Raw genomic sequence first — 925 nt, 5'->3', positions numbered from 1 at the left:
ATCGCCCTGTTCGGACTCGCTTTCGCTACGGCTACCCCTCACGGGTTAACCTCGCCACGCACCGCTAACTCGCAGGCTCATTCTTCAAAAGGCACGCAATCACCCCCGCACCACGCGGGTGCGGCGGGCTCTCACGGCTTGTAGGCACACGGTTTCAGGTACTATTTCACTCCCCTCCCGGGGTACTTTTCACCTTTCCCTCACGGTACTCGTCCGCTATCGGTCACCAGGAAGTATTCAGGCTTAGCGGGTGGTCCCGCCGGATTCACACCGAATTCCACGGGCTCGGTGCTACTTGGGAAACTCGCTCGGGAGGACCCGGGTTTTCGTGTACGGGGCTCTCACCCTCTACGGCGACCCCTTCCAGAGGCCTTCCACTAACCACGGATCTTTCTCACTCCCTCGCCGTCCGGCAGAACGGCACGAGCGGTCCCACGACCCCGATGACACAACCCCTGCCGGGTCTCACATGCCACCGGTTTAGCCTCGATCCGCTTTCGCTCGCCACTACTCACGGAATCACTGTTGTTTTCTCTTCCTGTGGGTACTGAGATGTTTCACTTCCCCACGTTCCCTCCACACGCCCTATGTGTTCAGGCGCGGGTCACACCACATGACTGGTGCGGGGTTCCCCCATTCGGACATCCTCGGATCAACGCTCGGTTGGCAGCTCCCCGAGGCTTCTCGCAGCCTCCCACGTCCTTCATCGGCTCCTGGTGCCCAGGCATCCACCGTGCGCCCTTAACAACTTGACCACACGGCCCACAAAACAGAACAATCGCCTGCAAACACTCAAAAAGAAAGATGCTCGCGTCCACTGTGCAGTTCTCAAACAACAACCGGCCACCACCCCGCAGATGTCCCCACCGGCCCGCACCCCACGGTGCGGCGGTCTGGGAACCGGAACGGCCCCGGCGAGACAACG

General features: G+C 61.1%; 1 rRNA gene. It reads right to left on the bottom strand.

Features of this window, described 5'->3' with window-relative positions:
* Nucleotides 1-755, bottom strand: a 23S ribosomal RNA gene (locus tag ACI797_RS27815); the annotation flags it as partial.
* Between the last annotated feature and the right edge of the window lie 170 nt (nt 756-925).

The organism is Geodermatophilus sp. SYSU D00691 (assembly GCF_054050275.1).
The sequence above is the reverse complement of the archived record's forward strand: the minus strand, read 5'-3'. Positions and strand labels throughout refer to the sequence as shown.